This is a genomic window from Massilia sp. KIM (assembly GCF_002007115.1).
Classification (GTDB): Bacteria; Pseudomonadota; Gammaproteobacteria; order Burkholderiales; family Burkholderiaceae_D; genus Telluria.
Genome location: NZ_MVAD01000002.1, coordinates 902,377 through 924,962 on the forward strand (window position 1 = coordinate 902,377; position 22,586 = coordinate 924,962).

19 protein-coding genes are annotated in these 22,586 nt (G+C 67.1%); 16 read left to right on the plus strand and 3 right to left on the minus strand.

Features of this window, described 5'->3' with window-relative positions; translation table 11 throughout:
- Nucleotides 1–95: 95 nt before the first annotated feature.
- Nucleotides 96–3,170: an Rne/Rng family ribonuclease gene (locus B0920_RS18705; RefSeq protein ID WP_078034153.1), complete on the minus strand. Its 3,075-nt coding sequence runs from the start codon at nt 3,168–3,170 to the stop codon at nt 96–98.
- Nucleotides 3,171–3,965: 795 nt separating this feature from the next.
- On the opposite strand from B0920_RS18705, the gene B0920_RS18710 reads away from it, so the two are divergent.
- From B0920_RS18710 to B0920_RS18725, 4 genes are all read left to right on the plus strand, one after another.
- Complete coding sequence (locus tag B0920_RS18710; RefSeq protein WP_143745833.1) at nt 3,966–4,949, plus strand: RluA family pseudouridine synthase; 984 nt, start codon at nt 3,966–3,968, stop codon at nt 4,947–4,949.
- Between the two features lie 63 nt (nt 4,950–5,012).
- Nucleotides 5,013–5,672 (plus strand): HAD-IIIA family hydrolase, encoded by a 660-nt coding sequence (locus B0920_RS18715; protein ID WP_078034155.1) that lies wholly within the window; start codon nt 5,013–5,015, stop codon nt 5,670–5,672.
- 2 nt (nt 5,673–5,674) lie between these two features.
- Nucleotides 5,675–6,046: a Rieske 2Fe-2S domain-containing protein gene (locus tag B0920_RS18720; protein WP_078034156.1), complete on the plus strand. Its 372-nt coding sequence runs from the start codon at nt 5,675–5,677 to the stop codon at nt 6,044–6,046.
- 36 nt (nt 6,047–6,082) lie between these two features.
- Nucleotides 6,083–7,081: a S49 family peptidase gene (locus B0920_RS18725; protein ID WP_078034157.1), complete on the plus strand. Its 999-nt coding sequence runs from the start codon at nt 6,083–6,085 to the stop codon at nt 7,079–7,081.
- A 170-nt stretch (nt 7,082–7,251) separates the two neighbouring features.
- Here B0920_RS18725 and B0920_RS18730 read toward each other — a convergent pair whose 3' ends face one another.
- Nucleotides 7,252–7,656, minus strand: coding sequence for a hypothetical protein (locus tag B0920_RS18730; protein ID WP_078034158.1), 405 nt, complete (start codon nt 7,654–7,656; stop codon nt 7,252–7,254).
- Nucleotides 7,657–7,939: 283 nt separating this feature from the next.
- Here B0920_RS18730 and B0920_RS18735 point away from each other — a divergent pair, with 283 nt between their 5' ends.
- From B0920_RS18735 to B0920_RS18745, 3 genes are all read left to right on the plus strand, one after another.
- On the plus strand, nt 7,940–8,656 hold the full coding sequence (locus B0920_RS18735; RefSeq protein WP_078034159.1) for a pseudouridine synthase: 717 nt from the start codon (nt 7,940–7,942) through the stop codon (nt 8,654–8,656).
- A gap of 142 nt (nt 8,657–8,798) precedes the next feature.
- The gene (locus B0920_RS18740) at nt 8,799–9,944 is read left to right on the plus strand and encodes a phospholipase A (protein WP_078034160.1); all 1,146 of its coding nucleotides are present in this window, start codon (nt 8,799–8,801) and stop codon (nt 9,942–9,944) included.
- A 43-nt stretch (nt 9,945–9,987) separates the two neighbouring features.
- The gene (locus B0920_RS18745) at nt 9,988–10,974 is read left to right on the plus strand and encodes a fumarylacetoacetate hydrolase family protein (protein WP_078034161.1); all 987 of its coding nucleotides are present in this window, start codon (nt 9,988–9,990) and stop codon (nt 10,972–10,974) included.
- Nucleotides 10,975–11,130: 156 nt separating this feature from the next.
- Here B0920_RS18745 and B0920_RS18750 read toward each other — a convergent pair whose 3' ends face one another.
- Complete coding sequence (locus B0920_RS18750) at nt 11,131–12,240, minus strand: hypothetical protein (RefSeq protein ID WP_229455758.1); 1,110 nt, start codon at nt 12,238–12,240, stop codon at nt 11,131–11,133.
- A gap of 370 nt (nt 12,241–12,610) precedes the next feature.
- Between B0920_RS18750 and B0920_RS18755 the strand changes: the two genes are divergently transcribed.
- The 9 genes from B0920_RS18755 to B0920_RS18795 all read left to right on the plus strand — a co-directional run bounded on the left by B0920_RS18755 (nt 12,611) and on the right by B0920_RS18795 (nt 22,545).
- A complete protein-coding gene (locus B0920_RS18755; RefSeq protein WP_229455760.1) occupies nt 12,611–13,732 on the plus strand; it encodes a glycosyltransferase in 1,122 nt (373 codons plus the stop codon).
- 147 nt (nt 13,733–13,879) lie between these two features.
- Nucleotides 13,880–15,067, plus strand: coding sequence for a flagellar biosynthesis protein FlhB (gene flhB / locus B0920_RS18760; protein ID WP_078034163.1), 1,188 nt, complete (start codon nt 13,880–13,882; stop codon nt 15,065–15,067).
- Nucleotides 15,064–17,175 carry a flagellar biosynthesis protein FlhA gene (flhA, locus tag B0920_RS18765; RefSeq protein ID WP_078034164.1) on the plus strand — a complete coding sequence of 704 codons (2,112 nt, stop codon included), beginning with the start codon at nt 15,064–15,066 and terminating at the stop codon, nt 17,173–17,175. Before flhB ends, flhA begins: the two co-directional genes overlap by 4 nt.
- Nucleotides 17,176–17,504: 329 nt before the next feature.
- Nucleotides 17,505–18,908: a flagellar biosynthesis protein FlhF gene (flhF, locus tag B0920_RS18770; RefSeq protein ID WP_078034165.1), complete on the plus strand. Its 1,404-nt coding sequence runs from the start codon at nt 17,505–17,507 to the stop codon at nt 18,906–18,908.
- Nucleotides 18,901–19,722 (plus strand): antiactivator of flagellar biosynthesis FleN protein, encoded by an 822-nt coding sequence (locus tag B0920_RS18775; RefSeq protein WP_078034166.1) that lies wholly within the window; start codon nt 18,901–18,903, stop codon nt 19,720–19,722. Before flhF ends, B0920_RS18775 begins: the two co-directional genes overlap by 8 nt.
- Before the next feature lie 41 nt (nt 19,723–19,763).
- The gene (locus B0920_RS18780) at nt 19,764–20,492 is read left to right on the plus strand and encodes an RNA polymerase sigma factor FliA (protein ID WP_078034167.1); all 729 of its coding nucleotides are present in this window, start codon (nt 19,764–19,766) and stop codon (nt 20,490–20,492) included.
- Complete coding sequence (locus B0920_RS18785) at nt 20,474–21,217, plus strand: flagellar motor protein (protein WP_078034168.1); 744 nt, start codon at nt 20,474–20,476, stop codon at nt 21,215–21,217. The genes B0920_RS18780 and B0920_RS18785 overlap by 19 nt, the downstream gene beginning before the upstream one ends.
- Before the next feature lie 9 nt (nt 21,218–21,226).
- Nucleotides 21,227–21,997 carry a flagellar motor protein MotD gene (motD, locus tag B0920_RS18790; protein WP_078034169.1) on the plus strand — a complete coding sequence of 257 codons (771 nt, stop codon included), beginning with the start codon at nt 21,227–21,229 and terminating at the stop codon, nt 21,995–21,997.
- Nucleotides 21,998–22,053: 56 nt separating this feature from the next.
- Nucleotides 22,054–22,545: a hypothetical protein gene (locus B0920_RS18795; RefSeq protein WP_229455761.1), complete on the plus strand. Its 492-nt coding sequence runs from the start codon at nt 22,054–22,056 to the stop codon at nt 22,543–22,545.
- The last annotated feature ends 41 nt before the right edge of the window (nt 22,546–22,586 follow it).

A 22,586-nucleotide genomic window follows, 5' to 3' on the forward strand; every position in this document is an offset into this window, starting at 1 on the left:
AAACGCTGGGTGTGTCCGAGCGGTGACCGGCGCAGGGCGGCGGGTACGCAAAAGAAAAGGGAGCCGAAGCTCCCTTTCCTTGTCACGCCTTCACATCAACGGCGGGTGTCCACCTGGATCAGGGGCTCGTCCACCGGCGGCGGGGCCGGCTTGCGGGTGCGGCGCGGACGCGGCGCGGGCGCAGCCTGGGCGGCCGCTTCCTGCGCGGCGCGCACCTTTTCCGGATCGGTCGCGGCCAGTTGCAGGCCGGCACGTTCCAGCAGCGCGTTCAGGTCCATCGGTGCTTCAGGAGCAGCCGGGGCCGGCGCGGTGCTGACGGCCGGGGCGGCGGCCGGAGCCGGTTCCACGGCGACCGCGGCGACCGGTTCAGCCACCGGCGCGACGACCGGAGCGCTTTCCACGGCCACCGGGGCCGGCGCGGGGGCCGGAGCCGGAGCGGGGGCCAGGGCCAGGGTAGCTTCGACCGGCGCAAGGGCTTGCACCGGCGCAGCGGCCGCCTGCTCGGCAGCGGCAGCAGCGGCGCGCGCCGCGGCGATCGACGCCGAGGTCGGGAACATGTGCTGCGGCGCCTGAGCCTCAGCCTGCACCGCAGCCGGAGCCGCGATTGGAGCCGGAGCCGGCTTGGCGGCAGCCTCGGCCTTCGCCTGGGCGGCGGCTACCGAGGCGGCGGTCGGGAAGGGCCACGGACCGAGCTCGGCCTTGGTGGACCTGGCCTGCGCCTTGAACTTGGCGGCGGCTTCGTCCGCGACCGGCGCGAAGGCCGGCGCTTCCTCGGCGCCTTCCGCGCCCTCGACGCCCTCGACCTGGTCGCGGTCGCGGCGGTTACGGTTGCGGCCACCACGACGGCGGCGGCGGCGCGGCTCGTCGCCGCCTTCGCCATCGAGTTCCTCGCCGGCCGGGCCGCTGGCGGCGACCTTCACGGCGTGTTCCAGCACGTCGCCATGCGGGGTGGTGGTAGCCAGCTCGGCTTCCTGGGCCGGCGCCGCCACGGCGGCGACCTGCTTCAGTTCCTCGGCCTTGGCTTCCACCGGCTGCTGGGCGCGCTCGCCACGCTCACGCGGCTGGCGCGGCTTGCGCTCCCCGCGTTCCGGGCGTTCGGCGCGTTCCGGGCGCTCCGCGCCTTCGGCGCGCGGCGCTGCAGCAGCGGTCTCGACCTGCTCGCGCGCTTCACGCGGCTGGCGCGGCGGACGCGGCTGGCGTGGCGGACGGCCTTCGGCCTCCGGCGCCTTGTTCTCTTCGCTCACGGCACCCTTGGCGACGGTCTCGCGCTCCTCGCGCTCACGGCCACCCTTGCCGCCATTGCGGCCGCCGTTGCGCGCACGCTGGCCACGGCCATTGCGTTCGCCGTTGCGCTCGCCCGCAGCGGGTGCGGCCGGCTTCTCGGCCACCACCGGCGACGGGGCCGGGGTCGGCGCGGCGGGCGCGCCGAGGAAGAAGTTGCGCAGGCGGGCGAAGAAGCCTTGCTCGGCCGGTGCGGCGGCGGCCGGGGCCGGCGCCGGGGCGGCAGCGGCCTCGACCGGCTTGGCCGGCTTGGCGGCTTCGCTGCGGTCCACCATCGGGGCCGGCTGGGCCGGGGTGATGGTCTTGACCACGGCTTCCTGGCGCGGCTTCTGCTCTTCCTTCTGGCGCTTGGCGTAGGCCATGTCGGTGTCGGCCGACTCCGCCATGGTGTAGCTGGCGGCGCTGTCTTCCAGACGCGGATCGTCGTGCTTGATGCGCTCGAGCTTGTAGTGCGGGGTGTCCAGATGCTTGTTCGGGATCAGGATCACGGTGATGCGGTGGCGGTTCTCGATCTTGAGCACTTCGCCACGCTTTTCGTTCAGCAGGAAGGCGGCGACGTCGACCGGCACCTGCACGTGGATCGCGGCCGAGTTTTCCTTCATCGCCTCTTCCTGGATGATGCGCAGGACTTGCAGGGCCGATGATTCGGTGTCGCGGATGTGGCCGGTGCCCGAGCAGCGCGGGCAGGTCACGTGCGAGCCTTCCGACAGCGAAGGACGCAGGCGCTGGCGCGACAGTTCCATCAGGCCGAAGCGCGAGATCTTGCCCATCTGCACGCGGGCGCGGTCATGGTGCAGGGCGTCCTTGAGGCGCTGCTCGACTTCGCGCTGGTTCTTGGCCACTTCCATGTCGATGAAGTCGATCACGATCAGGCCGCCCAGGTCGCGCAGGCGCAGCTGGCGGGCCACTTCGTCGGCCGCTTCGCAGTTGGTGTTGAAGGCGGTGGTCTCGATGTCCGAGCCGCGGGTGGCGCGGGCCGAGTTGACGTCGATGGAGACCAGGGCTTCGGTGTGGTCGATCACGATCGCGCCGCCCGAGGGCAGGGGCACGGTGCGTGCGTAGGCGGTCTCGATCTGGTGTTCGATCTGGAAACGCGAGAACAGCGGCACGTCGTCGCTGTAGCGCTTCACGCGGTGCGCCATGTCGGGCATCACGTGGCTCATGAACTGCTGGGCCTGTTCGTAGATCTCGTCGGTGTCGATCAGGACTTCGCCGATGTCGGGCTGGAAGTAGTCGCGGATGGCGCGGATGACGAGCGAGGATTCCTGGTAGATCAGGAAGGGGCCGGGCGCCGATTTGCCGGCGCCTTCGATCGCGCGCCACAACTGCATCAGGTAGTTCAGGTCCCACTGGAGTTCTTCGACGGTGCGGCCGATGCCGGCGGTCCGGGCGATGACCGACATGCCTTGCGGCAGGTCGAGCTTGTCCATGGTTTCGCGCAGTTCCTGGCGCTCCTCGCCCTCGACGCGGCGCGAAACGCCGCCGCCGCGCGGGTTGTTCGGCATCAGGACCAGGTAGCGGCCGGCCAGCGAGATGAAGGAGGTCAGCGCGGCGCCCTTGTTGCCGCGCTCTTCCTTCTCGACCTGGACCATGATTTCCTGGCCTTCGCGCAGCGCTTCCTTGATGGTGCAGTTACGCACGTCGACGCCATCGCGGAAATAAGAGCGGGCAACTTCTTTGAAGGGGAGGAAACCGTGGCGGTCTTCGCCGTAGCTGACGAAGCAAGCTTCGAGGGAGGGTTCGATGCGGGTGATGACACCCTTGTAGATATTGGACTTGCGCTGTTCGCGTCCGGCTGTTTCGATGTCGATGTCAATCAGTTTTTGGCCATCGACGATCGCTACGCGCAACTCCTCTTGCTGCGTAGCGTTGAACAACATACGTTTCATTTTTATAAACTCCGCGACCCGTAGGCCGTGTCATTGCCGTCCTTGCGGACGGCGAAGTACAGGGAATACGCGGGGAAGGGAGCGTTGGAGGGAATGCCCGGGGCGTGCGGGCGGCAATGCCAGGCATTGCTGCGCGCAACGGGGCGCGGTGGAGCCGAACGTGATTGCCTTCGCACGCCGCAACCTCGACCTGGCCGTCTGCCTTTCCTTCGGAACAGGCACGACGGCGGGAGGGGCGGTGCGCAACAACCAGCCAAACCGTAGCCAGCGAACAAACCAAGACTTCGATACGTAGGCGATCAAACTCAGCCTTTACTCTCAAGCCTTCGGATGAGGCTTACATCGGGTCGGGCGAAAACGACAAGCGTTATCGGCGCCATCATCCGACGAGCCGCCAATCGGGCGGCTTGCCGGTATTTATCCTTAACGATCCAAACAATCCAATCCTGCACTCAGTCGCGCGACCCGATTACAACTGCAGGTGCAACCCTGGTCCGCCGCTGAGTGTGCGTACACGTATCGGAATCACGCCAAGCCTGCTGCGCGCCGCACTGCCGGCTTGCGTTGCCCGCCGTACCGAAGTACGCCCGGGCTTGCCGGCCAGCCTTGCCGCCGCTCGCGACGCTCGTCCGCGATTCCTTTTTCCATCGAATTTGCACATTGGCGGGGCCGATGGAGCGCGCCCCTGTGTAAAATATCGTTTTAATTCTTACACCAGCAGAGGTTTGACCGCCGCCTGTCGATTATATATTCAAAATGAAGGACTTAGAGAGAATTTCTGGGAAGACAGAGAGAATGGCAGTGCAAAACGATGTTGTTCCCCCTTCATCACAGGCCGCACTCGGAGCGCAGTTCGTCACGATCACCGAAGAAGAAGCCGGTCAGCGTATCGATAATTACCTGTTGCGTGTCTGCAAAGGCGTACCCAAGAGCCATATTTACCGCATCCTGCGCTCGGGCGAGGTGAGGGTGAACAAGGGCCGCATCGACCAGGTCTACCGCCTGGCCGAAGGCGATATCGTGCGCATTCCCCCGATCCGCCTGGCCGAGAAGGCCAGCAGCCAGACCGCACCCGGCGCCGAGTTCGCCGTGGTGTTCGAAGACACGCACCTGCTCGTGATCGACAAGCCGGCCGGCGTCGCCGTGCATGGCGGCTCGGGCGTGTCCTATGGCGTGATCGAGCAGTTGCGCGCGGCGCGGCCCCAGGCCAAGTTCCTGGAACTGGTGCACCGCCTCGACCGCGAGACCTCGGGCTTGTTGCTGATCGCCAAGAAGCGCACGGCGCTGACCAATCTGCACGCGCAGATGCGCGACGGCCATACCGACAAGCGCTATCTCACCGCGGTCCATGGCGACTGGACCAACAAGCGCCAGCACGTCAAGCTGCCGCTGCACAAGTTCACCACGCCCGATGGCGAACGCCGCGTGGTGGTGCAGGCGGGCGGCCAGGAAGCCCACACGGTGTTCAACCTGCTGCGCAAATGGCAGGACGTGGCCCTGCTTGAAGCCGAGCTCAAGACCGGACGCACGCACCAGATCCGCGTGCACCTGGCCTCCTCGGGCTTCCCCATCCTGGGCGACGAGAAATACGGCGACTTCGCCCTCAACAAGCGTCTGCAGAAGGGCGGCGAAGACCGCGGCCCCCTGCGCCGCATGTTCCTGCACGCCTGGCAGATCACCTTCACCCACCCGGACAGCGGCAAGCAGATGACCCTGAAGGCGCCGCTCCCGGCGGAGTGCGACCGATTCTTGCTAAGCTTGGGGCAACCCGTCGCCTAGCACGGCCGACCCGTCATTCATACAATTACCTTAGGGGACAGGCGGCCGCCGCCGCCAAACAACATGCCAAGAAAACAATTTGATCTGATCGTGTTCGACTGGGACGGCACGCTGATGGACAGCACCGCGACCATCGTCAAGTGCATCCAGTCGGCCGCGCGCGACCTCGGCCTGCCGGTGCCCAGCGATGCCTCGGCCGCCCATGTCATCGGCCTCGGCTTGTCCGAGGCGATGCAGGCCGTCATGCCCGACATCGAGCCGGCCCTGTATCCGCGGATGGTCGAGCGCTACCGCTACCATTTCTTGACCAAGGACCACGAACTGGTGCTGTTCAAGGGCGTACGCGAGATGTTGAGCGATCTTGCCAACGAGGGCTATTTCCTGGCCGTGGCGACCGGGAAAAGCCGGGTGGGCCTGAACCGCGCCCTGAACGCGGCCGGCCTGCTGTCGACCTTCGACGCTACCCGTTGCGCGGATGAGACATTCTCCAAGCCCCATCCGGCCATGCTGCAGGAACTCACCCGCGAGCTGGGCCAGGACCTGAAGCGCACCGTGATGATCGGCGACACCACCCACGACCTGATGATGGCCAACAACGCCGGCGCGGCCGGCGTCGCGGTCGAATTCGGCGCCCATCCCGTGACCCAGCTGCAAGCCTGCAAGCCCCTGTTCTCGGCCCGTTCGGTGCCCGAACTGCACGCCTGGCTGCTCGAGAACGCGTGACGATGGACGCGGAAGACGTCGTGTTCGTGGGCGAAGCCGGCGATTTGCTCGACGGCGGCATGGGCATGCGCTTCCCCGTGCTGGCCTATGGCCAGCCCGCCACCGGCTTCGTGGTGCGCTTCGGCGGCAAGGCCTATGGCTACCTGAACCGCTGCGCCCACGTGCCGATCGAACTCGACTGGAGAGAGGGGGCGTTCTTCGAGTCGAGCGGCCTGTATCTGATGTGTTCCACGCATGGCGCCTTGTACGAACCCGAGAGCGGCAGTTGCGCCGGCGGCCCTTGCCGTGGTGGGCGTTTGCTTCCTATCACTATTGTCGAGCGGGAAGGTAAGATATTCTGGCAGCCGGATCAGCACATCCAGGCGCCGGCGTAGAATAAAACGCTGCAATTTCAGACAACGACAGACTTTATGACCGATCAGACCAGCAAAGACCTCCCGGGCGAGAGCCGGTTCGCCGCCAATCCGACGGTCGGCAACTGGGAACGCGAGACACTCGAGAAACTCGTGTTCGCCACCGTGCAGGAGCGGCGCGCGGCGCGGCGCTGGGGCATTTTCTTCAAGCTCAGCTTCCTCATCGTGGCCCTGCTGGCGCTGTGGGCCTATTACGACTTCAACTTCGGGACCACCGACGAGAACCTGGGCCGCCATACCGCGCTGATCGAAATCAACGGCGAGATCGAAGCGGAAGGCAGCGGGGCGGCCGATACCGTCATTCCTTCGCTGAACAAGGCCTTCTCCGACCCGGGTTCGGCGGCGGTGGTGATGCGCATCGACAGCCCCGGCGGCAGCCCGGTCCAGGCCGGCATCATCGTGGACGAGATCCAGCGCCTCAAGCGCGGCTATCCGGACAAGCCCCTGTACGTGGTGGTGGACGAGATCTGCGCCTCGGGCGGCTACTACATCGCCTCGGCGGCCGACCGCATCTACGTGAACAAGGCCTCGATCGTCGGTTCGGTCGGGGTGCTGATGGACAGCTTCGGTTTCACCGGCACCATGGACAAGCTGGGGGTCGAGCGCCGCCTGCTGACGGCCGGCGCGAACAAGGGTTTCCTCGATCCCTTCAGCCCGCAGTCCGAAAAGCACAAGGCCCATGCCCAGGAAATGCTCAACGAGATCCACCAGCAATTCATCTCGGTGGTGCGTGCGGGACGCGGCAAGCGCCTGAAGGAAACGCCGGAGACCTTCTCCGGCCTGTACTGGACCGGCGCGCGCGCCGTCGAGATGGGCCTGGCGGACGGTTTCGGCACCGTGGACACGGTGGCGCGCGACATCGTCAAGGCCGAGGACATCGTCGACTACACCGCCCACGAAGGCTTGCCGGAGCGGGTGCTCAAGAAGTTCGGCGCGGCGGTCGGCGAAAACGCGGTGAAGGCCGCGACCCGCGGCGCCCTGCCGCAACTGCGCTAGGGCGCGCCGAATTTGTCCTTGCATCCCGCGGCAGACGGACTATAGTGAGGGTGTAGTTGCTGCCGCGACGGAAAATGACACTCCAGCCTGTTCGCAGATTCGTCATCGACCGACACGCAAGAGCGACTGCCCGCTGCACCTGCCGTGCAGTTTCGAGAGAATTCAATTCCTCACAGTTGTGATTCTCCTTCGGGAGTGGAGCGACGGCTTAGGCCGTCGTTTCCATTTGTGCAGTCCGAAGTGCAGCAGTCCCGCGCGGGTTGCGGCGCCGGTGCGCCGGCGGGTTCAGGCGCGGGCAGGGCGAGCATGGGCGATAGCGGCAGGCCGTCCTCGTGCTGGGCGAAGCCGCCACGGTCGAGCCAGGACTGGTAGTCGCGCGCGATGCGGGCGTACCAGGCCGCGCGCAACGACGGGGCGCCCTCGTGCAGGTGCGGGAGTTCCCCACCACCACGCCAGCGCGCCAGGGCCTGGCGGGTTGGAAACAGGGCGGCTTGCCTGGTCGCCTGACGCAGCCGCGCCTGGTGGGCCTCGGCATCGGAAAGCTTTCCATAGTCAGTGTCGAGATCATCGTTCACGTTCGCTGTCCTTTGTGGCTGTGCTACCAGGCGCCGGTATGCCTGGTAAATATTTCGTAGGGCGATTAGGCGGATTCCTAACGCATTGAAGTCTATCAATAGGAAAACTCTGAGACTTGACGCTCGTCAAACGAGCTCACGCACACTCCTGATCGACCCCCAGATGGGGGAGCCGAAGGGGATCCGATGCGGTGAAATGGCGCTGCGGCCGCGACCCTCCCGGGCGGCGGGAAAGCGGGCCGGACGTAGTGCCGCCAGCGCGCTTCTGTTAAAGTTGCGCCCCATGAGTAAATTATCCCTGGACCGCATCCTGCAATCGCAGGGCTTCGGCACCCGCAAATACTGCCGCGCCCTGATCGAGGACGGTGACGTCGCCGTCAATGGCGAGATCGTCGACAACTACAAGGCCAGCATCGAGACCGAGGACCTGGTGCTGACCGTGTTCGACGAGGAATGGCGCTACCGTCCGCAGGTCTACATCGCCCTGCACAAGCCGGCCAATTTCGAATGCTCGCGCAAACCCAGCCACCACCCCGGTGTGCTGACCCTGCTGCCCGAGCAGTTCACCTGGCGCGAAGTGCAGCCGGTCGGCCGCCTCGACCACGACACCACCGGCCTGCTCCTGATGTCGGACGACGGTCCCTTCATCCACGCCCAGTCCTCGCCCAAGCGCCACGTGCCCAAGGTCTACCAGGCCACCACCGCCGAGCCGGTCACCGAGGCCCTGGTGGCCCAGCTGCTGGAAGGCGTGCAACTGCACGACGAACCGGCGCCGCTGCGCGCCGTTTCCTGCATCCGGCGCGGCGAGCACCAGCTCGAGATCGTGCTGGAGCAGGGCAAGTACCACCAGGTCAAACGCATGCTGGCCGCGGCCGGCAACCATTGCAGCGCGCTGCACCGCTCGCAGATCGGCGGCCTGACCCTGGACGCCCTCGGCATCAAGGAAGGCGGATGGTGCTTCCTGGAGCCGGAGCACCTGGCCCTGCTGGCGCCGGCCTGAGCTGGCACGCTCCGGCGCCAGCCGGACTGAGCATGCGCAGATGCAACACGTGCGACACTGATAAGCAATTTCCGCGACACTCGCGTTACCGGCGGCCCGGCATAGGGCCGCTGCTTTATTGCCTATCGAAAAAGAACAGCCAATGCACGTCTGCCGATCCACCCTTTCCCTGATTCCCTTCCTGTTCGCGAGCGCCGCCCTGGCCCAGTCCCAGCCTGGCGCCGCCGTCCCGCGCGCGCTGGCCGATTGCAGCCCCATCCTCGACAAGGCCGAGCGCCTGGCCTGCTTCGACCGCCTGGCCCAGGCCGAGGCGCGCGCCGCGGCCAGCACGGCGCCGGCGGCGCTGCCGGGCGCCGCCCCGGTGGCGGCGGCCGCCAGCCCGGCCACGGTCGCGCCGGCCACCCCGGTGGCGGCCAATTCCGCCTTCCCGGCGCCGCGCAATGCCGAAGTCGACGCCGCCGCCTCGGTCGACCCCACGGTGGAAGCGGCCAACGAGTACACCATGAGCAGCCACTGGGAGCTGGACGCGCGCGACAAGCGCGGCACCTTCAAGTTCCGCCCGCATAACCCGAACTACCTGATCGCCACCCGCAGCTACCGGCCCAACGACGCGCCCTACATCCCTTTCCGCGAGGCCGCCGGTATCGAGAAGGGCTTGTCCAAGGGCGAGCTGGAATTCCAGCTGGGCTTCAAGATGAAGATGGTCGAGACCGCGTTCGAGCTGCCGCTCGACCTCTGGTTCGGCTACACCCAGAACAGCTTCTGGCAGGCCGGCAACGACGAAGCCTCGAGCCCCTTCCGCGAGACCAATTACCAGCCCGAGGTGATGGCGGTGATGCCGCTCAAGTTCTCGGTGCTGGGCACCAATGTCCGCTTCCTGAACCTGGGCTTCGTGCACCAGTCGAACGGCCAGTCCTCGACCCTGTCGCGCAGCTGGAACCGCTTCTACGCCCAGCTCGGCCTGGAACGCGGCCCGCTGTCGGTGACCGCCAAGGTCTGGAAGCGGGTCAACGAATCGCTGGAAGACGACAACAACCCGGACATCATCGACTACATGGGCCGCGCCGAACTGGCCGGCACCTGGCGCCTGGAAGGCGGTCACGAAGTCTCGGCCCTGCTGCGCCACAACTTCCACACCAACAAGGGCGCGACCCAGCTCGGCTGGGCCTTCCCGCTGGCCGGTCCGCTCAAGGGCTATGTCCACTGGTTCTCGGGCTACGGCCAGAGCATGATCGACTACAACTACTTCCAGCGCGTGCTGGGCGCGGGCGTGGTGGTCAGGTATTGAAGAGGATCGTAGAATGGCGGGCTGAATTCACCAGGAACCCGCCATGAAACTCGCCACCCTCAGGGACGGCGCCCGCGACGGCCAGCTGGCCGTGGTGTCGCGCGACCTCAAGACCGCCCATATCGCCGACGGCATCGCGCCGACCCTGCAGGCCGCGCTCGACGACTGGGCCTTCATCGCGCCCCAGCTCGACGAGCTCTACCGGCTGCTGAACGAAGGCCGGGCGCGCCGTCCCTTCGACTTCGACCCGCGCAACTGCATGGCGCCGCTTCCGCGCGCCTACCAGTGGGCCGACGGCTCGGCCTACGTCAACCACGTGGAGCTGGTGCGCCGCGCGCGCGGCGCCGAGATGCCGGCCTCGTTCTGGGAAGACCCCCTGATGTACCAGGGCGGCAGCGACGACTTCCTCGGCCCCCACGAAGACATCGTGCTGGCGCACGAGGAATGGGGGATCGACTTCGAGGCCGAGGTGGCGGTGGTGACCGGCGACGTGGCGATGGGGGCGACGCCGGACCAGGCCCACGGGCAGATCCGGCTCCTGATGCTGGCCAACGACGTCTCGCTGCGCAACCTGATTCCCGAGGAACTGGCCAAGGGCTTCGGCTTCCTGCAATCCAAGCCGGCCACCGCCTTCGCGCCGCTGGCGGTCACGCCCGACGAGCTGGGCGAGGCCTGGCGCGACGCCAAGGTCCACCTGCCCCTGCGTTCGAGCTGGAACGGGCACCTGGTGGGGCAGCCGGATGCGGGGACGGACATGGTGTTCAACTTCGCGCAACTGGTGGCGCACCTGGCCAAGACCCGCAATGTGCGGGCCGGCAGCATCGTCGGCTCGGGGACGGTGTCCAACAAGGACCGCTCGCGCGGCTATTCGTGCATCGCCGAGCAGCGCTGCCTGGAGATGATCGATGGCGGGGAGGCGGTCACGCCCTATATGCGCTTCGGCGACACGATCAGGATCGAGATGCTGGATGGGAAGGGGAAATCGATCTTTGGGGCGATTGAGCAGGTGGTGAAGCGGTTGGAGCGCTGAGCTTGTGTTCGTGGCGCCGCGTTGCGGCGATTGTGTTCGTGGTTGTTTGGGGAACTTGGGTTCCCGCCTGCGCGGGAACGACGTTGCTAGAAGTCGCGAAATGAGGCCTCGGCAGCCTCGGCAGCCTCGGCGGGATCCGGGTTTGCCGGGACACCTTTAGCGCCAGAACTCTCCCCGCATCACCTCCCCATCGAGCTCCACCCGCACCGGACGCGTCACCCGGCGCAGGGCGTCGGCCTTCAGTAGCCGCCCGTCCGGCTCGTGCAGGCGGTACCACAGCAAGGCCACGCCGGACAGCGACAGCCGCGGTCCGGTGAACAGGTTGTCCTTCACCAGGCTCATTCCCTCCAGGCGCAGGTCGACATCCAGCACCAGCGCCCCGGCGCTGCGCTCGGCCAGCCCCAGGTAGCGCGCGGTCACGAACAGGGGGCTCCTGTCGCTCGCCTCGCCCGCCTTGAGCGCCTCGATGAAGGCGTCCACCCCCTCCAGCTGCCCCTCGGCCGCGCGCGCCACGGCGGCCAGTTCCTTCTTCAGCTCGCCCTTGGCCGCGTCCGCCAGCCGTTCGAGTGCCGCTACGTGCCCGGCCAGGGTGGCGCGATGGACCGAGAGCGCGCGCACCCGGCCCAGCAGGCGTTCGTGGCGCGCACCGTCCAGTTCGCCCAGATAGCCGCCGCCCAGGCCGGCCAGGCGCGCCGGGCAGCTGCGCGCCATGGCGCTGGCGAACAGGGCGCGCGCTCCCTCGCCATAGGCGATCCCGGCCAGGGTGGTGTCGCTGCGAAACAGCGCGGCCAGGTCGGCCCCGGCGCGCAGCACCGCCGGCGGCGCCGCCAGCCATAGCAGGGGCAGGGCGGCGCGCCGGCTGCCGGCCGGGGTGTGGGTCTCGATGTAGCGCGCCAGCTCGCGGTTGCGGGCCGCCAGCTCGTCCGCCAGGCGGGCCAGGGCGCCGTCCACATGGCGCGCGGCGACGATGCCCTGGGCCACGGCCGGGTCGTAGAGCAGGGTGGGGCGATCCGGCGGCAGCACCGCGCATACCTGCTGGGCCAGCTCGAGCGCCAGGTCGAAGGCGCGAACCAGGCCGGCCGCGCCGAACTGGCGGGTGTCGATCGCCCCGGCCAGCGGCTTGGCCTGGCCAGGAGGCAGGCGGGCCAGCAGCTCGGCGCGCTCGGCTTCGGCGATCGCCTGGCGGGTCTCCGCCTCCAGCAGGCGGGTCCGCGCTTCCCGCGTATCGGCCTGTTGCGCCGCCGCATGCGCAGCGATCGCGGACACCAGGATGGCAAAAAGAAAACGAAGCTGATAAGCCCGACAAGTTTTCGCCATTTTGTTTCTCTCCAATAGTCACGAAACGGCTTTCTTTCAAAAATTTGGATGAAAGAAAGTTGTAACAAATTGTCGAGAAATATTAGGAGAAGTTTCAGGCTCGTTGATTGAAACACCGCAATCTACCTAGAATCGCCCGATTGTTCCCAAACAATCAAGGGCTTGCGAGGGCTTGTGATATCGGCATCAGATTCTTGTGCGGCGCACGATTGCTCGTTGGCGAATTAGAAATGCGATAGAATTGACGAGTTAACAAAGTGGTTCTATGAGTATTATTTCCCTGCCATTATCCAGCCTTGAAATCGGCTTTGCTGCATCGTTGATTTGTTCGCTGCTGCTCGTCTTCACGACGCGCTGGCATGGACGCTATTCGCTCGACGCCACCCACGGCGTCCAGAAATTCCACATCACCCCGACCCCGCGCATCGGCGGCGCCGCCATCATGACCGGCCTGTGGCTGGCCCTGGGCGCCTTGCCGCAGCCGCAACAGGAGCTGCTGCTGCCGGTGCTGGTGGCCGCCTTGCCCGCTTTCGTGTTCGGCCTGGCCGAGGACCTGACCCGCAACGTCTCGGTGCGCGCGCGCCTGCTGGCCACCATGGCCAGCGGTGTGGTGTGCTGGTTCCTGACCGACGTCAGCCTGCAGTTCAGCGGCCTTGCCCCGCTCGACGAGCTGCTGGCCTGGCTGCCGTTCTCGATCGCCTTCACCGCCTTCGCGGTGGGCGGCGTGGCCAACGCGGTCAACATCATCGACGGTTTCAACGGCCTGGCCAGCGGCACGGTCCTGATCGGCATGGGCGCGCTCGGCATGATCGCCCTGGGCGCCGGCGACCTCCACCTGGCCCAGCTCTGCTTCGTGATCTGCGCCGTCACCGGCGGTTTCTTCCTGGTTAATTTCCCGTTTGGCAAGCTGTTCCTGGGCGACGGCGGGGCCTACCTGCTCGGTTTCCTGCTGGCCTGGATGTCGGTGATGCTGGTCTACCGCAACCCCTCGGTCTCGGCCTGGGCCCCGCTGCTGGCCTGCGGCTACCCGATCTTCGAGACCGTGTTCACCATCGTGCGCCGCCTGTGGTTCCGCCGCCATCCGGGCCATCCGGACAGCTGGCACCTGCACAGCCTGGTCAAGACGGCCATCACCGCGCGCTACCTGCGCATGCTGCCGGCGCCGCTGCGCAATGCCTGCGTCTCGCCCTTCTCGTGGTCGGTCGCCATCGTGCCGGCCCTGCTGGCGGTGCGCTTCTCGACCGTGCCGGAGACCCTGATGCAGGGCGCCCTGGCCAGTTTCGCCCTCTACCTGGCGGTCTACGGCCTGGTGGTCTCGGCCTGGCGCGCCCGCCGTCATCACCACGTGCGCCCGGCCGCCATGCCCCAGTCCCAGGCCCAGCCGCTGCCCGACATGGCGCTCGAGCCGCCGCCCACTTCCTTCGTCCGCCACCGCCTGTGACAGCCTGGGCCACCCGGCAATCGCGCCTGGCCCTGAATAAGACGTGGTTTCCGACCCTGTTCTCGGTATAGCCGTACGGCAATTCCGGCGATAATCTCGCCACGCGCAGAGTAAAGGCGCGGCGAGACAGGAAAGGCGGAGCGCAGGATGGCGGACGATAGCGACGCGGAACGGACAGAACCAGCGTCACCCAGGCGATTGGAAAAGGCGCGCGAAGAGGGCGACGTTCCCCGCTCGCGCGAAATCGCCACGTTTACCGTGTTGATCACCTCCGGCGCACTGCTGTGGGCCTTCGGCGGCGGCCTGGTCGGCCGCCTCGGCGCCATGCTGCAGTCCGGCCTCACCCTCGACCGTGAGCAGGTCTACAACCCCGACGTCCTGCTCGAGCGCATCTTCGACGACGTGCTGTCCGTGATGCTGGCCTGCCTGCCGATCGCCGCCGCCATCATGCTGGTGGCCCTGGTCTCGCCGCTCCTGATCGGCGGCTTCCTGTTCTCGTCCAAGGCCTTCATGCCCAATTTCATGAAGCTGAACCCGATCAAGGGTATCGGCAACATGTTCTCGACCAATGCCCTGATCGAACTGCTGAAGGCCATCGCCAAGACCGTGCTGGTCGGCGCCGTGGCCTGGGTGGTCATCATGGGCCAGAAGGAAGCCATGCTGGGCCTGGCGGTCGAGCCCCTGAACGCCGGCAGCGCCCACGCCGGCGCCATGATCGCCAAATCCTTCCTGTTCATCGTCGCCGCCCTCGGCGTGGTGGCCCTGATCGACGCGCCTTACCAGTTGTGGCATTACCACGACAAGCTCAAGATGACGCGCCAGGAAATGATCCAGGAGCACAAGGAATCGGACGGCAATCCCCAGATCAAGGGCAAGATTCGCCAGATGCAGCGCGAGATGGCGCGCGGCCGCATGATGCAGAATGTCCCGACTGCCGACGTGGTGGTCACCAACCCGACCCACTACGCGGTGGCGCTCAAGTACGCCGACGGCCAGAAGGGCGCGCCGCGCGTGGTGGCCAAGGGTGTGGACGATGTCGCGGCCAAGATCCGCGAGCTGGCCACCGAGAACAAGGTCGCGATGCTGGAAGCGCCGGCCCTGGCCCGTGCGCTCTACAAGCACACCGACATCGACGAAGAAATCCCCGAGAAGCTGTACTCGGCGGTGGCCGAAGTGCTGGCCTACGTCTACCAGCTGCGCGCCTACAAGAAAGGCGAGGGCCACTATCCGGACCGTCCGACCAAGCTCGCGGTGCCGGCCGACATGGACCCGCTGAACCCGGCCTTTAAGGGCCCGGGAGCGCGCCCGGATACGAATAATGGAGTGATGCAATGAACAGCTTGAAACTGCCTGCCTGGTTGAGCGGCCTCGGAAGCCGCGGCGGCAGCGCGCTCGCCGCGCCTTTCCTGATCATCCTGCTGCTGGCGATGATGATCCTGCCGCTGCCGGCCTTCCTGCTCGACGTGTTCTTCACCTTCAACATCGCGTTGTCGGTGATCGTGCTGCTGACCGCCCTGTACACGGTCAAGCCGCTCGACTTCATGGCCTTTCCGTCCATCCTGCTGGTCTCGACGATGCTGCGCCTGGCGCTCAACGTGGCCTCGACCCGTATCGTCCTGACCGAAGGCCATACCGGCGGCGCGGCCGCGGGCAAGGTGATCGAGGCCTTCGGCCACTTCCTGATCGGCGGTAACTACACCGTCGGTATCGTGGTGTTCGTGATTCTCACCATCATCAACTTCAGCGTCGTCACCAAGGGCGCGGGCCGTATCGCCGAAGTCGGCGCGCGCTTCGCCCTGGACGCGATGCCGGGCAAGCAGATGGCGATCGACGCCGACCTGAACGCCGGCCTGATCGGCGAAGCCGAAGCGCGCAAGCGTCGCTCGGAAGTCTCGCAGGAGGCCGAGTTCTACGGCGCGATGGACGGTGCATCGAAATACGTCAAGGGCGACGCCGTCGCCGGCATCCTGATCACCCTGATCAACGTGATCGGCGGCCTGATCGTCGGCGTGGTCCAGCACGACCTGCCTTTCGGCGAAGCGACCAAGGTCTACACCCTGCTGGCCATCGGTGACGGCCTGGTGGCCCAGCTGCCCTCGCTGATCATCTCGATCGCCGCCGGTATGGTGGTCTCGCGCGTGGCCAGCGACCAGGACATCAGCTCGCAGCTGACCAACCAGCTGCTGGCGCGTCCGGAAGCCCTCTATATTACCGGCGGCATCATCTTCGGCCTGGGCCTGATCCCGGGCATGCCGACCCTGGTCTTCCTGATGCTGGGCGGCGCCCTGCTGGGCGGGGCCTGGATGCTGAACAAGAAGCGAAGGGCCAAGCCGGCCCAGGAAGCGGCCGCGGCGGCCGCGGACGCGGCGGCCGCCGCCACCCAGGCGCCGGCCGAGACCGAGGAAGCGACCTGGCAGGACGTGATGCCGGTCGACACCCTGGGCCTGGAAGTGGGCTACCGCCTGATCCCCCTGGTCGACAAGACCCAGGGCGGCGAGCTGCTCAAGCGCATCAAGGGCATCCGCAAGAAGTTCGCCCAGGAAGTCGGCTTCCTGGCGCCGCCGGTGCACATCCGCGACAACCTGGAGCTCAAGCCCTCGGCCTACCGCATCACCCTCAAGGGCGTGGAAGTGGGCACGGGCGAGGCCATCAACGGCCAGTTCCTGGCGATCAACCCTGGCATGGCGAGCGGCACCCTGCCGGGCCTGGTGACCACCGATCCGGCCTTCGGCCTGCCCGCGATCTGGATCGAGGCCGGCCTGCGCGACGAGGCCCAGTCCATGGGCTACACCGTGGTCGACGCCGGCACCGTGGTGGCGACGCACCTGAACCATTTGATCACCACCCACGCCTCGGAACTGCTGGGCCGCATGGAAGTGCAGGCGCTGCTCGACCACCTGGGCAAGGAAACCCCGAAGCTGGTGGAAGAGCTGGTGCCGAAGCTGGTGTCGCTGTCGACCCTGCAGAAGGTGCTGCAGAACCTGCTGGTCGAGGGCGTGCACATCCGCGACATGCGCACCATCATCGAGGCGCTGTCGGAGTACGCGGGCCAGACCCAGGATCCGGGCGACCTGACCGCGATGGTGCGCGTGGCCCTGGGCCGGGCCATCGTGCAGCAGCTCTTCCCGGGCTCCAACGAGCTGTCGGTGATGACCCTGGACAACCGCCTCGAGCGCCTGCTGATGCAGGCCATGAGCGCGGGCGGCGACGGCACCGGCATCGAGCCGGGCCTGGCCGACACCATCGCCCAGCAGGCCGCCAACGCGGCCCAGCAGCAGGAACAGATGGGCCTGACCCCGGTGCTGCTGGTGCCGGCGCCGCTGCGGGTGCTGCTGTCGCGCTTCCTGCGCCGCGCCGTGCCCCAGCTCAAGGTTCTGTCGCATGCTGAGGTGCCGGAATCCAAGACGATTCGTGTGACCAGCCTGGTGGGTGCGCAGATGTAAGTGGGGGAGGGTGTCAGGCGTGGTCCCTTAACAAACTTGGGTCCCCGCCTGCGCGGGGACGACGTTGGTTTAGCCTATGGTTGTACGTGCACCACGGCTCCGGTAAACCAGACACACCTTCTCTAGCCCGCTCCCTCAGCACGTCGTCCCCGCGCAGGCGTGGCCCAAGTCCGCCGCGCACCTCCGCCCCCCCATCCCCCAGCACTTGAATTAACCCCTTTTCCCCATCCTTTTCCCCCATTCGTTTCCTCAAAGCATCGTCAATAATGCTTGCTATGGAAGGGCCATTTCGGCTCGGCAAGCAAAAAGATGAAGTGCGGAGAAAAACGATGAAAGTGAAGAAATTTACAGCGGCGACTTCCCGGGATGCCTTGCGCAAGGTGCGCGAAGCGCTCGGCCCGGACGCCGTCATCCTCTCCAACCGCCCGGTCGACGGCGTGGTCGAGATCCTCGCCCTCGACAACGACGACGTCGCCTCGCTGGCCTCGCCGTCCCCCGATTCGGAAATGGCCCAGCCCCAGCCGCGCCTGGACCACTTCGCCGACGCCGAAGAACTGGCCCCGGCCTTCGCCGCCCCGCGCCGCATGGCCGAGCCGGCCACCCCGGCCTTCAGCACCCGCCGCATGCCCGAACCCCAGCCTGAACCCGCGTTCGAGCCGGCCCCGACCTACGCCAACCGCCGCGCCCCGGCCCCGGAACCGGCCTTCGACATGGCCGCCATGAGCTCGATGATGAGCGCCGCCATCGCCCAGGCCAAGGAATCGGCCGCCGCCGAGATGCACGGCATGATGAGCGAAATCCGCGCCATGCGCGGCCTGATGGAAACCCAGCTCGCCGAGCTGTCCTGGAACGCCACCGCCCAGCGCGAGCCGCACAAGGCCACCGTGCTGCGCGAGATGCTGGCCGCCGGCTTCTCGGTCACCCTGGCGCGCTACCTGGTCGACAAGATGCCGGCCGTGAAGGACGCGGGCGAAGCCCTGCGCTGGATCAAGACCGTACTGGCCCGTAACCTGACCACCATCGCCAACGAAGACGACCTGCTGTCGCGCGGCGGCGTGTTCGCCCTGGTCGGCCCGACCGGCGTCGGCAAGACCACCACCACCGCCAAGCTGGCCGCGCGCTGCGTGATGCGCCACGGCCCGGACAAGCTGGCCCTGATCACCACCGACGCCTACCGTATCGGCGGCCACGAGCAGCTGCGCATCTACGGCAAGATCCTGGGCGTGATGGTGCACTCGGTGAAGGACGAAGCCGACCTGCGCATCGCCCTGAAGGAACTCAAGAACAAGCACACCGTGCTGATCGACACCATCGGCATGTCGCAGCGCGACCAGATGGTGACCGAGCAGGTGGCCATGCTGAGCGAGTCGGGCGCCGACGTGAAGCGCCTGCTGTGCCTGAACTCGACCTCGACCAACGAGACCCTGAACGAAGTGGTGCGCGCCTACCAGGGCAGCGGGCTGGCCGGCTGCATCATGACCAAGCTGGACGAAGCCGCCTCGATCGGCAACGTGCTGGACGTGGTGATCCGCCAGAAGCTCAACCTGCACTACATCTCGAACGGCCAGCGGGTGCCGGAAGACCTGCACCTGGCCGACCGCGCGATGCTGGTCGACCGCGCCTTCCGCAACCGCAAGGAAGGCGGCGTCAGCGAGGCCGACCTGCCCCTGATGATGGGCAACCTGGGCGGCATGCACAACGACCGCGGCCTGCGCGAGGTGTCCCTTGGCTAGTTTCGATTTCGACCAGGCCGAAGGCCTGCGCCGGATGCTGCAGGGCCCGCGCCCGCGCATCGTCACCTTCCTCTCGGCCACCCCTGAAGACGACAAGGGCGCGATGCTGGTCAACCTGGGCGCCTCGCTGGCCCAGACCGGCAACGAGGTCCTGATCGTCGACGCCTGCGACATCGACTACGGCGTCGCCCGCCGCCTGGGCCTGAACCGCAAGGCGTCGCTCTTGCAGGTGGCGCGCCAGGAATGCGCGCTCAACCAGGTGATCCACCCGGCCCCGCAGGGCTTCTCGGTGGCGCCGATGGGCGTGCCGGCCGGCGCCGACGACACCCGCCGCCTGGCCAAGACCTTCGACGTGCTGGCCAAGCAGGCCGGGATCGTGATGGTGGACGGCGAACTCGGTCCGGACGGCGCCTTCCCGGTGCCGCTGATGGCCAGCGCCGAGATCGTGGTCCAGGTCTCGACCGGCGCCAGCTCCATCACCAACGCCTATGCGCTGATCAAGCGCCTGTCGCAGCAGCTCGGCCGCCGCCCCTTCGGCATCCTGGTGACGGGCGCGACGGAGGCGGAGGCCAAGGTGGTATACGATAATATGTCAGCAGCGGCAACACGTTACCTGGCAGTCAAGCTCAGTTACCTGGGTTCGGTGCCGGCCGACGAGTACCTGCACCGGGCCGCGCGCCTGGGCCGGGCGGTGGTCGACGCCTTCCCGCTGGCGGGGGCCTCGGTCGCCTTCCGCCGCCTGGCCGGCAAGTTCGCGCTGCAGGCCGCGCCGCAGTTCGGCAGGCAGGGAGGCGGCGCGCATTTCGGCCACTGAAGCGGTAACGACAACGAACAAGAAAGATTCGACGCAAGAGCATGTACACGGTCAAAGGGAAAGCGGACAAGAACCATTTGCTGACGGAGCACATGCCGTTGGTGAAGCGTCTTGCCCACCACATGAAGGCCAAGCTGCCGCCTTCGGTGGAAGTGGATGACCTGGTACAGGCGGGCATGATGGGCCTGCTGGACGCCATCAACCGCTACGAGGACAACCATGGCGCGCAGTTCGAGACCTACGCGGTGCTGCGCATCCGCGGCGCCATGCTCGACGAGCTGCGCAACTCCGACTGGATGCCACGCAGCACGCGCCAGAACATGCGCAAGGTCGAGACCGCGATGAACGAACTCCAGCAGCGCCTCGGCCGTCCGCCTTCGGAATCCGAGGTCGCCAAGGCGCTCAAGCTGTCGCTGGCCGACTACCAGGAAATGCTGTCCGACGGCGGCGGCCACCAGCTGGTCTATTACGAAGACTTCCGCGGCGACGACGACGACGGCAGCTTCCTCGACCGCTATGCCGTGGACGACGAGGATCCGCTGCGCAGCCTGCTCGACACCGACTTCCGCCAGGCCGTGATCGACGCCATTGATGCGCTGCCGCCGCGCGAGAAGATGCTGATGGGCCTGTACTACGAAGAGGAACTGAACCTGAAGGAGATCGGGGCCGTCATGGGCGTGAGCGAATCGCGGGTGTCGCAGCTGCACACCCAGGCCGTGGCGCGCCTGCGCGCGGCCCTTCGGGAGCAATTGTGGACTGGTCCAGCGTAATCGGGCTGGGCCTGGCGCTGGCCGGCGTCCTGCTCGGCCACAGCCTGGACGGCGGGCGCTTCGCCTCGCTGTTCCAGCCGGCCGCCTTCGCCATCGTGGTGGTCGGCACCTTCGGCGCCGTGCTGCTGCAGAGCGAGCGCAAGGCCTTTGTCAGCGGCCTGCGCATGCTGCGCTGGGTCTTCTTCCCGCCGCGCGGCGAGCGCGAAAAGCTCTCGCGCGAGATCGCGCTGTGGAGCCTGACGGCCCGGCGCGACGGCCTGCTCTCGCTCGAACAATACATGGGCACGCGCGACCTCTACGTGCAGAAGGGCCTGCGCCTGGTGGTCGACGGCATCCAGCCCGACAAGCTGCGCAGCCTGCTCGAACACGAGATCAACGGCTACGAATTCGCCCAGCGCCAGGCGGCGCGCATCTGGGAATCGGCGGCCGGCTACGCGCCCACCATCGGCATCCTGGGCGCGGTGCTGGGCCTGATCCACGTGATGGAAAACCTGAACGACCCGGCGCGCCTGGGTCCGGGCATCGCGGTCGCCTTCGTCTCCACCGTCTACGGGGTGGGGCTGGCCAACCTGTTCTTCTACCCGGTCGGGAACAAGCTCAAGGCCATCGTCGCCGACAAGGTGTCCCAGTACGAGATCCTGCTCGAAGTCTTCCACGACATCGCCACCGGCGACCACACGCGCGTGATCGACGAGCGCGTGGCCAGCCTGCTGGTGCGCCACTAGGGCGGGGCGATGTCGCGCAGACGCTACGACGACGACACGCCCCAGGAGCAGCAGCACGAGCGCTGGCTGATCTCCTATGCCGACTTCATTACCCTGCTGTTCGCCTTCTTCGTGGTGATGTACGCGATCTCGATCGTCAACGAGGGCAAGTACCAGGTGCTGTCCGAAGCCTTGGGCGACGCCTTCGGCGGGCGCGGCGCGGCCGTGCGGCCCAACACCCAGGTCGAGCCGGTGCTGCCGCTGTCGCACATCGTCAACCGCAAGCGCAACGAGATGGCGCGCCGCGAACGCGAGAAGATGGCGGTGCTGGCGCGCGACCTGTCGGCGACCCTGCTGCCGCTGGTGAAGTCGGGCCAGGTGCGGGTGACCCAGAACGCGCGCGGGGTCAGCGTCGAGATCAACGCCAGCGTGCTGTTCGAGCAGGGCCAGGCCGTGCTCCAGCGCGACGCCCAGGAAGTGCTGCGCGAGGTCGGCGGCCTGCTGCGCAGCGACACCCACCGCATCGAGGTCGAAGGGCATACCGACGACGTGCCGATCGCCAGCGCGGTCTATCCGTCCAACTGGGAACTGTCGGCCGCGCGCGCGGCCAGCGTGGTGCGCCTGTTCATCGACAGCGGGGTAGGAGAGGCGCGCCTGTCGGCGCTCGGCTTCGCCGCCACCCGACCGGTCGCGCCCAACCTGGACGCGGCCGGGCAGGCGCGCAACCGGCGGGTGGCGGTGATGATCCTGGCCGCCCTGCCCGAGACCGGGGGCGAAATGCCGCCGCCGGTCCGGCCCTGAATTCGTGCTAGAGTCCCGGGAAGACGAGTTCAGGGCCTGGGGCCGAAGGGTTGTGCATGCATATCAAACGAACTGTGCCTGTCCTGCTGCTGGCGCTGGCGGGCCTGGTGGGCGCCAGCGGCGCCGTGGAGGCCGACGTGAACGTGAAGCACAGGCTGGACGTGGAGACCGGCGGCGGCAAGGTGCTGGTGCGCGTCATGATCGAGAACCATGGCGAGGCCACGATCTGGGTGCCGCGCGAAGTCGCGGCCGAGGACGCGCTGACCGGCAAACGCTTCGACCTGCGCGAGGCAAAGGGCGGCAAGGAAGTCGCCTACGCCGGCCCGATGGTCAAGCGCGCCGCCTACACGGCGGCCGACTACCTCGAGGTCAAGCCGCACACCATGCACCTGAACACCATCGACATCACCCCCGCCTATGCCTTCGCCAAGGGCGCGCGCGCCTACGAGATCCGCTACGACGGTCCCTACCTGCGCGACCTCGGCAAGCTCGACGAGACGAGCCACAGCCCGGCGGAGCCGGTGCGCTTCCGCTTCACCGGCCGCTAGGCAGGGCGCCAGGCCGAGCGTGGACGGCGGGCCGTCCACGC

Coding starts and splice junctions, on each gene's coding strand:
- B0920_RS18780 (WP_078034167.1), top strand. CDS start 19,764: ATGTACACGGTCAAAGGGAAAGCGGACAAGAACCATTTGCTGACGGAG.
- flhF (WP_078034165.1), top strand. CDS start 17,505: ATGAAAGTGAAGAAATTTACAGCGGCGACTTCCCGGGATGCCTTGCGC.
- B0920_RS18710 (WP_143745833.1), top strand. CDS start 3,966: ATGGCAGTGCAAAACGATGTTGTTCCCCCTTCATCACAGGCCGCACTC.
- B0920_RS18725 (WP_078034157.1), top strand. CDS start 6,083: ATGACCGATCAGACCAGCAAAGACCTCCCGGGCGAGAGCCGGTTCGCC.
- flhB (WP_078034163.1), top strand. CDS start 13,880: ATGGCGGACGATAGCGACGCGGAACGGACAGAACCAGCGTCACCCAGG.
- B0920_RS18715 (WP_078034155.1), top strand. CDS start 5,013: ATGCCAAGAAAACAATTTGATCTGATCGTGTTCGACTGGGACGGCACG.
- B0920_RS18735 (WP_078034159.1), top strand. CDS start 7,940: ATGAGTAAATTATCCCTGGACCGCATCCTGCAATCGCAGGGCTTCGGC.
- flhA (WP_078034164.1), top strand. CDS start 15,064: ATGAACAGCTTGAAACTGCCTGCCTGGTTGAGCGGCCTCGGAAGCCGC.
- B0920_RS18740 (WP_078034160.1), top strand. CDS start 8,799: ATGCACGTCTGCCGATCCACCCTTTCCCTGATTCCCTTCCTGTTCGCG.
- motD (WP_078034169.1), top strand. CDS start 21,227: ATGTCGCGCAGACGCTACGACGACGACACGCCCCAGGAGCAGCAGCAC.
- B0920_RS18705 (WP_078034153.1), bottom strand. CDS start 3,170: ATGAAACGTATGTTGTTCAACGCTACGCAGCAAGAGGAGTTGCGCGTA.
- B0920_RS18720 (WP_078034156.1), top strand. CDS start 5,675: ATGGACGCGGAAGACGTCGTGTTCGTGGGCGAAGCCGGCGATTTGCTC.
- B0920_RS18795 (WP_229455761.1), top strand. CDS start 22,054: ATGCATATCAAACGAACTGTGCCTGTCCTGCTGCTGGCGCTGGCGGGC.
- B0920_RS18745 (WP_078034161.1), top strand. CDS start 9,988: ATGAAACTCGCCACCCTCAGGGACGGCGCCCGCGACGGCCAGCTGGCC.